The sequence below is a fragment of the Bacillus sp. TH30 genome, from assembly GCF_016650875.1.
Classification (GTDB): Bacteria; Bacillota; Bacilli; order Bacillales; family Bacillaceae_G; genus Bacillus_A; species Bacillus_A mycoides.
The window spans coordinates 5,262,965-5,270,848 of sequence record NZ_JAEKEY010000002.1; the positions used below are offsets into that span (position 1 = coordinate 5,262,965).

Annotated in this window: 10 protein-coding genes; 9 read left to right on the top strand and 1 reads right to left on the bottom strand. The window is 33.2% G+C overall.

Annotated elements, in window-relative coordinates; translation table 11 throughout:
• Positions 1-175: 175 nt before the first annotated feature.
• The 9 genes from JFU20_RS29190 to JFU20_RS29230 all read left to right on the top strand — a co-directional run bounded on the left by JFU20_RS29190 (position 176) and on the right by JFU20_RS29230 (position 6,479).
• The gene (locus JFU20_RS29190) at positions 176-448 is read left to right on the top strand and encodes a heterocycloanthracin/sonorensin family bacteriocin (RefSeq protein ID WP_002013220.1); all 273 of its coding nucleotides are present in this window, start codon (positions 176-178) and stop codon (positions 446-448) included.
• A 113-nt stretch (positions 449-561) separates the two neighbouring features.
• Positions 562-1,590, top strand: coding sequence for a serine hydrolase domain-containing protein (locus JFU20_RS29195; protein WP_002013222.1), 1,029 nt, complete (start codon positions 562-564; stop codon positions 1,588-1,590).
• Positions 1,591-1,621: 31 nt separating this feature from the next.
• A complete protein-coding gene (locus JFU20_RS29200; protein WP_002013225.1) occupies positions 1,622-1,765 on the top strand; it encodes a hypothetical protein in 144 nt (47 codons plus the stop codon).
• 278 nt (positions 1,766-2,043) lie between these two features.
• Positions 2,044-3,252, top strand: a complete 1,209-nt coding sequence (locus JFU20_RS29205) for an L-lactate MFS transporter (protein WP_002013226.1) — start codon at positions 2,044-2,046, stop codon at positions 3,250-3,252.
• Positions 3,253-3,473: 221 nt separating this feature from the next.
• Positions 3,474-3,836, top strand: a complete 363-nt coding sequence (locus JFU20_RS29210) for a GNAT family N-acetyltransferase (protein WP_307838392.1) — start codon at positions 3,474-3,476, stop codon at positions 3,834-3,836.
• Between the two features lie 180 nt (positions 3,837-4,016).
• The gene (locus JFU20_RS29215; RefSeq protein WP_201039206.1) at positions 4,017-4,460 is read left to right on the top strand and encodes an NUDIX hydrolase; all 444 of its coding nucleotides are present in this window, start codon (positions 4,017-4,019) and stop codon (positions 4,458-4,460) included.
• A 30-nt stretch (positions 4,461-4,490) separates the two neighbouring features.
• On the top strand, positions 4,491-5,621 hold the full coding sequence (dnaN, locus tag JFU20_RS29220) for a DNA polymerase III subunit beta (RefSeq protein WP_002013232.1): 1,131 nt from the start codon (positions 4,491-4,493) through the stop codon (positions 5,619-5,621).
• 22 nt (positions 5,622-5,643) lie between these two features.
• Positions 5,644-6,165, top strand: a complete 522-nt coding sequence (locus tag JFU20_RS29225) for an NUDIX hydrolase (RefSeq protein ID WP_002013233.1) — start codon at positions 5,644-5,646, stop codon at positions 6,163-6,165.
• Positions 6,166-6,323: 158 nt separating this feature from the next.
• Positions 6,324-6,479 carry a hypothetical protein gene (locus JFU20_RS29230; RefSeq protein WP_002013234.1) on the top strand — a complete coding sequence of 52 codons (156 nt, stop codon included), beginning with the start codon at positions 6,324-6,326 and terminating at the stop codon, positions 6,477-6,479.
• A 58-nt stretch (positions 6,480-6,537) separates the two neighbouring features.
• Here the strand turns inward: JFU20_RS29230 and JFU20_RS29235 are convergent, their stop codons facing one another.
• Positions 6,538-7,500, bottom strand: coding sequence for an MBL fold metallo-hydrolase (locus tag JFU20_RS29235; protein WP_201039207.1), 963 nt, complete (start codon positions 7,498-7,500; stop codon positions 6,538-6,540).
• Between the last annotated feature and the right edge of the window lie 384 nt (positions 7,501-7,884).

Genomic DNA, 7,884 nt, shown 5'->3' on the forward strand with positions numbered 1-7,884 from the left:
TCCACTAAAAGAATATAAAGAAAATAGGCTCATAAACAAGGTACATCACCTAGTGTAAAGTCATATTTTGTTGATGTACGCATTTAGTCTATAGCCTTATTTCTACTTTATTTTTAAAAGTAAATAAACTCGAAAATTTGGACGGAATTTACATTTGTAAATGGAGGGTTTCATAATGAATGAGTTTCAACAAGAACTACAAGCGTTAAACCTTAATGCTTATCAACCTGGTAATGTTGTGTATTGGGATCAGCAACAAAATCAATATCCATATTACTACATTCAAGACGATGCACGTCGTTGTGGCGGATGCGGTGGCGGCGGACGTTGTGGCGGTGGCGGTTGTGGTGGTCGCTGTGGTGGTTGTGGCGGCGGACGTTGTGGCGGTTGCGTAGGTTGTGTTGGTTGTTTCAGCTGTTCTAATTGCTGGAACTGGTGGTTTATTTAAGTATTATAGATCTATAATATTTCACATGAAAGAAAAGTGCAGATGCAAAGTTATAATGTATTGAAACTTTTCTTTCATGCTGTTATTTTTATATGTTTTAGGGGGATATTTATTTGTACAAATATGAAAAATTAATTTCATGGGTAGAAAGCATTAAAGAGACCAATCAAAGTTCTGCGGCAGCACTTTGTATTATGAAAGATAATAAGATTGTACTAGAGCATTATAGTGGAACGCATTCAAATACTCCTACTAGTAAAAAAGTAACCATATCTTCACAGTTCAATGTCGCTTCCGCAAGAAAAAGCTATTTAGGATTAATGGTAGCTTATGCAGTTTATGAGGGGGAAATAAAATCACTTGATGACGAGGCAGTAAATTATTTTGAAAAACATGATCCTTCATTACTCGGTAAGACAACGATAAGACATTTAGTAACTCATTCACACGGTTTAAATGAAACCGATGAGGGGACAGTTTTTCGTGAATTTGAACCGGGACAAGCTTGGGCGTACAGAGATATTAATGTAAGAATGGTGACGCAGCTTATTTATCAGCTGTATAATAAGAGTTTTCCTGAATTACTAAAGGAGCGTGTATTCCTACCTGCCAACTTCAATGAAACTGGATGGAGAATAGAACATGATGAAAATTTAGTTAAGGTTATTGTAAATCCAAATGAAGATGCAATAAGTAGTGTTGGTGCAGTAGATGACGGCTCCGAGAAAAATCTTTTTGTCTCCGCGAGAGAATTTGCCTACTGGGGGAACCTGCATTTAAATAAAGGGTTTTTAAATGGTAAACAAATTGTGCCAAAAGAAGTTATAGCACTTGCTACGAGCTTACAAAGTCCAGAGTATACAAATAAAGAACTACCTCAAAACGGGTTGTTTTGGTTCGTTCAAAATGAACCTGCTTTATTTAGCGAACTTGGTGAGCGAGTTCCTAAAGGTTCCTATCAAATATTAGGAATTACAGGACCAACGATATTAGTCATTCCAGAATATAATGTCGTCGTTGCTAAAATGTACAATAAAAGATACAACTATGGTGGGGATAATTATTTATATTATTTACGTGAATTTAGCAATTTAGTCGCTGATACATTTAGTAGCAGTAAAAATAATATGGTTAGGGTATAACTACTCCTATAATAAAAAGGAGTGAACTTTAATGAAAAATGAAGTGAATAAAAATAAAAAGCAAAATATAAAGGATGTAAACACAGAACAAAACGCGATTTATAGCGATCCGAAAGATGCAGCAAATATGCAAACTGTACCGCAGCCGAAAGACTTTGAGGAAATTGAATATTAATTTTCTCTCCGACTTATTTATGAAAGAAAAATACGTCTTAAGTCTCATCACTTTCAGCAAATTATTTGATAACATATATACATAAGCATTCGAAAATGTCTTATCTTAACAAAGCTTTCTTTAAATGCTGTATATAACCTACAAAAAGGCACTTCTTGATGAAGTGTCTTTTTGTGTAAGCTAACTCAATTTCCATTTTCCGTACAGTATCTTGCAATTTATCATGGATATACTAACTGTGAAAATTCATGTCATGATAAAAGAAGGGGACAGTTAGCATGAAACAAACATCTATAAATCCATTGCTAATTGTTCTAGGTACAATCATTGTTCAAATTGGCCTAGGAACAATTTACACATGGAGTTTATTTAATCAACCCCTTGTAAGTAAGTTTGGATGGAACCTCAATTCAGTCGCGATCACGTTCTCAATTACGAGTTTTTCTTTATCATTCTCAACTCTATTTGCAGGAAAGCTACAACAAAAATTTGGACTTCGTAAACTTATCGCTACTGCAGGAATTGTTTTAGGTCTCGGTTTAATACTTAGTTCACAAGTTTCCTCATTACCATTACTTTATTTATTAGCCGGTGTTGTCGTTGGATACGCTGATGGAACAGCGTATATTACATCACTATCTAATTTAATTAAATGGTTTCCAAACCGTAAAGGACTTATTTCTGGTATATCTGTTTCGGCATATGGAATGGGAAGCTTAATCTTTAGATATATAAACGGAAATCTTATCAACAGTCTTGGAGTATCACAAGCATTTTTATATTGGGGTATTATCGTCTTACTATTAGTGTTGATAGGATCATTCTTCTTACGTGAAGCAATTGTAAGTAACACTGCAACTGAAACATTACACAATGATTATACGCCGCGTGAAATGATGAAAACGAAACAAGTATATCTCTTATTTTTCATGTTATTCACATCATGTATGGGCGGACTGTATTTAATCGGTATGGTAAAAGACATCGGGGTGCAGCTCGTTGGTCTTAGTGCAGCGACTGCCGCAAATGCCGTCGCAATGATCGCAATCTTTAATACAATAGGTAGAATTATTCTTGGAACGTTATCAGATAAAATAGGTCGATTAAAAATCGTCTCTGCTACATTTATTATTATTGGATTGTCCGTCTTCACTTTAAGTTTTATTCCACTAAATTACGGAATTTATTTTGCTTGTGTAGCAAGTGTTGCCTTTTGCTTTGGTGGTAACATCACTATCTTCCCAGCAATTGTCGGAGACTTCTTCGGATTAAAAAACCATAGTACAAACTACGGGATTGTTTACCAAGGTTTCGGATTTGGTGCACTTGCAGGATCATTCATTGGAGCACTACTTGGCGGATTTCAACCAACCTTCATTACAATCGGTGTTCTATGTGTTATATCTTTCGTTATCTCTATAGTAATCCGCCCTCCAAATGCAGAAAAGAAGAAGGAAATAAAACAGTTAAATCGAAAAATAGCTTAATGCTAAGAAAGAGTCCTTATGCTAGGGCTCTTTTTCATTACAGCATAATGTATAAACAATGGATGCCATTCAAAAAATCTAATTTTGTCCCTGTACTTACTACATAACTAACATTAAAGAAGATAGGAAATTCCGATTATTAAATTGAATAAATAATGTAAAGGGGCGTGATAGTTAAAATGCAAATAGTAAAGCAATGGGTATAAGAAGATAGTGATTACATAAGAGAAAAAGTAATTGAATATAACCAAAAACAACTTTCAAATGAAGAAAAAACACCTTCAGAAAAGATTAGTTTTATAGTGAAGAATGAAAAAGAAGAAATAGTAGGAGGGATAACGGCAATCACATTTTGGCACCATTTACATATCGACTTTCTATGGATTTCTGAAGAATATAGATACGAAGGATACGGTAACAAAGAAGAATTTACAATTAAAAAAGAATGTAGGCTAATCAACTTAAATACTTTTAGTTTCCAAGCCCCCAATTTTTATAAGAAGCATGGATATAAAGTGATAGGGGTAAGTGAAAATTATCCTAAAGGGCATAATCATTACTATTTAGAAAAAGGTTATAAATGAATCATTAAAGAGTGTATTATGATTAATCTTTTTCAAAATATGCTCTTTTCTTTTGTGTGTCTATGAACACGATATCGTTTCGTATTAGTTATTTACTCAAATTACTTTTTATGAATCCAAACAATTTAATGATAGAATGAAATAAAGACAGAAAATTTTTACCATTCAAGGGGGTTACATATGAAAAAAGTAAATGTTACATACGCACTTCTATATGATGAAACTCATGAAAAGCTATTAATGGTTAAAAACAAAGGGAAAAATGGTTCTTATTACACTTTACCAGGTGGAGCAGCTAAATTCGGGGAAACGTTAGAAGAGGCAGCAATTCGTGAAGTGAAAGAAGAAACAGGGCTAGATATATCCGTAAAAGGGGTTTGTTCCATTAGTGAAGCCTTTTTTGAGGAGAGAGGACATCATGCAATCTTCTTTAATTTTTTAGGAGAAATAATCGGAGGGGAAATCTGTATATCACGGCCAAAAGAGATTGAGGAGATTACCTGGATGGAATTAGATTCAGCAGAACCTTATTTACGTATACCAGAACACTTAAAAAGCCTTTTACAAAAGAAAGAAACAGTTCCTTATATTTTTAATGGAACTATTATTCATCAATCTTCATAAAGATAGTATTTCATTTAAGGCGGGGGAAAAATGGAGTTTATCGTTAATCACAAACAATTTACACAAGCTCTTTCAGAAGTAAGTAAAGCTATCTCAACAAAAACTTTAATTCCTATATTATCCGGAATAAAGATAACAGCAGATCAATCTGGAATTACTTTAATCGCAAGTAATTCGAATATTTTCATTGAAAAATTTATACCTATTTCAATTGAAGACGAACAAATTACAACTATTTTAAAAGCAGGAAGTATTGTTGTACCAGCAAAGTATTTCATTGAAATTATTAAGAAAATGCCAAGTGAGATTTTAATAAAAAGTATGAATGAGCAGTTGATTACAATTCAATCAGATGAAATTACTTTAAACTTAAATGGACTCTCGGCAAATGAATTTCCTAATGTACCATTTTTAGACGCACATACAGAAATACAAGTAGAAACGGAACAGCTGATTGAGGTATTCAAACAAACTGTCTTTGCAACTGCTAAAAATGAATCTAGACCAGTTCTTACTGGCGTACATTTCGTTATTGATCATAACAAATTAATTTGTGCTGCTACTGATTCGCACAGACTGGCTTTACGTGAAATACCCATTTCTTCACATGCGAAATTAAATTGCATTGTACCAAGTTCCACTATTAGTGAACTACTAAAATTAATGAACAGTAATGCAAATTTAGTATACATATATCTTTCAGAGAGTCACATTATTTTTAAATTCGGTACAATTACGTTGTATTCAAGGCTTATTGAAGGAAAATATCCTAATATATCCGGCCTAATTCCAAATGAATCCCAAACGGTTATTAATATAGATAGAAAAAAGATTTTACAAGGTGTAGATCGGTCAAGTTTATTGGCTAGTGAATGGGCAAACAACAACGTTAACTTAGAAATCATCGACGAATTCACAATACAAATCTCTTCTAACGCTTCTCAGATTGGTAAAATATCCGAGACACAACAAATAGATGCTATTCACGGTGAAAAGCAATTAAATATCTCTTTCGATGGACGATATATGGTCGATACTTTAAAAGCAATAAAAGAAGATAGAGTTACTTTAAGTTTTGGCGGTTCTATGAGACCGATATTAATTGAAGCAGGTGAACAATCTGCAGCAGTATATTTAATATCGCCTGTTAGAACTTATTGAGAACAAAGGAAGGAATTAAATTATGTACAAGCACACTTTATGTTTTATAAAAAGAAATGAAGAAATACTTATGCTAAATAGAGAATATGATCCTGTAAAAGGATTATGGAACGGTGTAGGAGGGAAGATAGAAAAAGGAGAAACACCGTTAGAAAATGCAATTCGTGAAATAAAAGAAGAAACAAATATAGATGTTGAACAAAATCAAATTCAATTTAAAGGCATTATTAAATGGGAGGATTCCTCATATTCAGGTGGCATGTATGTCTATTTAGTAGAGCTACTTAATGAATTTACATATCACACTCCAAAAAAAGTCTCAGAAGGAATTCTAGATTGGAAAGAGGTATCTTGGATTCTAAGTGACTATAATTACGGCGTAGGAGAGATGATACCTAAATTTTTAACTGAAGTACTTTATAATGAATTAATATTAGAGCACTCTTGCGTTTTATCAAATCATAAATTAGTAGAGTATGAGAATAAAGAATTAGCTAAGCAGACCAGCCCAATAGATTCAATACATAAAGCAGTGCAAGCATGAACAGAAAATAGCTAATGTAATTAAAGATAAAATTTAACGTGAGGGTGAGTATTATTGATATTACCTCGGTGCCGACAAGTAGAGTTTTAGATAGCGGGAAAGCAAATATAGTAATGTAGTAACCAGGGGAGGTTAGTATGTAATAGCAGGTGGAGCTCATGAGAAAAGATACTCTTACCCAACTAAAAAAAGCACCCAATATCCCATCTGCTATTCAAGATTCAAACGATATAGAAGACCCTACAGGATATTGGACAACAGAAAAGATGAAAAATACAATTCCAGTAGATAAAACAAAGAATTTTAATAGATGAGTCATAAATGAATAAAAAGCGAACCATCAATATTAAATTGGTTCGCTTTTTATTATACTTACACTTCTCGCCACCAAGCAGCCGTAGGATAATCTTTAGATTGTAACGCAATAACTTCACCGATTTGTGGCGTTGCAATATTAACCCCTAAACGATTTGCTTCTTTCGTAACACGTTCAATAGGATCACTCCATTCATGTAATGCTAACGTAAAAGCACCCCAATGAATAGGAACGAGCAATTCTCCTTTAACGTCAATATGAGCTTGTACTGTTTCTTCTGGCAACATATGAATTGCAGACCATCTCGTATCGTACTGCCCGCATTCCATTAAAGTAAGATCGAATGGACCATATTTCTCACCAATTTCTTTAAAGTGAGGAGCATAACCGCTATCACCACTAAAGAAGACTTTAGTTTCTTGACCAAGAATAAGCCATGAACACCATAACGAACAATCTCTATCTGTCATACTTCGTCCAGAGAAATGCCTTGCAGGTGCACAAACTAACTTAATATTATCAAACGTAATTTCATCCCACCAATTATGCTCACTAATTTTACTAGGTGAAATACCCCATTTAATAAGATATTTCGCAACTCCCGTCGGAACATAAAAGTGCTTTGCGCGATCTTTTAACTGCATAATACTCTTGTAATTTAAATGGTCATAGTGATTATGAGAAATGATAATCGCATCAATTCCCTTGAAATCTTCACGTTCTAAAGAAAAAGCACCACTATAGCGTTTACTATTAAAAACAGGGAACGGGGAAGAGGCATCGCCAAACATAGGATCTAACAACAGCTTTTTACCTTCTATTTCCAAAAGAGAAGCAGAGTGACCAAACCATGTAACACTCTCTAAAGACCCATTATCTTTATTCGGTAAAACGATAGGTAAGTCTTTTATAGGACGTAGCTTTGTTTTCATTTTAAAGTAATCAGTCATTAAACCGATAATATCTTTCGGATTAAAACTTACATCAGTCGGAATTTGATTCATATATTTCTTTTTCATTAGTTCTCCTTTTTACGTTTAACAATATACGTATGTTGTTATTCTAGCTGTTATTAGTGTAAACTATATCATTTTACCTTTCATCTTTAATGCAGTATATTTCATAAATTCTTCAAATTTATTATTATATAAAATAGAATTCATTTAGCAGCAGCTAAAACTAATATTATGTATTTGTAAATTGTTTTGTTTAAGTAAATTCTTTCTCATAAACAACAAAGAACGTACGTTTCGTTATATGTTATAGAAGCAGGTAGGTAACTAATTATCCAAAGGAAGGAGAGTCTATAAATGCTTGAGGAAAGAAAAAAGAAGTCAAAATGTAAACTATCAAATAGCAATAACTAAATATAGAATTCTAGATAACCTTAGTATAGGTATCAA

Bases quoted from the DNA above. Each gene is read 5' to 3' on its own strand.
- JFU20_RS29190 (WP_002013220.1), top strand. From the start codon at position 176: ATGAATGAGTTTCAACAAGAACTACAAGCGTTAAACCTTAATGCTTAT.
- JFU20_RS29200 (WP_002013225.1), top strand. From the start codon at position 1,622: ATGAAAAATGAAGTGAATAAAAATAAAAAGCAAAATATAAAGGATGTA.
- JFU20_RS29205 (WP_002013226.1), top strand. From the start codon at position 2,044: ATGAAACAAACATCTATAAATCCATTGCTAATTGTTCTAGGTACAATC.
- JFU20_RS29215 (WP_201039206.1), top strand. From the start codon at position 4,017: ATGAAAAAAGTAAATGTTACATACGCACTTCTATATGATGAAACTCAT.
- dnaN (WP_002013232.1), top strand. From the start codon at position 4,491: ATGGAGTTTATCGTTAATCACAAACAATTTACACAAGCTCTTTCAGAA.
- JFU20_RS29225 (WP_002013233.1), top strand. From the start codon at position 5,644: ATGTACAAGCACACTTTATGTTTTATAAAAAGAAATGAAGAAATACTT.
- JFU20_RS29230 (WP_002013234.1), top strand. From the start codon at position 6,324: ATGAGAAAAGATACTCTTACCCAACTAAAAAAAGCACCCAATATCCCA.
- JFU20_RS29235 (WP_201039207.1), bottom strand. From the start codon at position 7,500: ATGAAAAAGAAATATATGAATCAAATTCCGACTGATGTAAGTTTTAAT.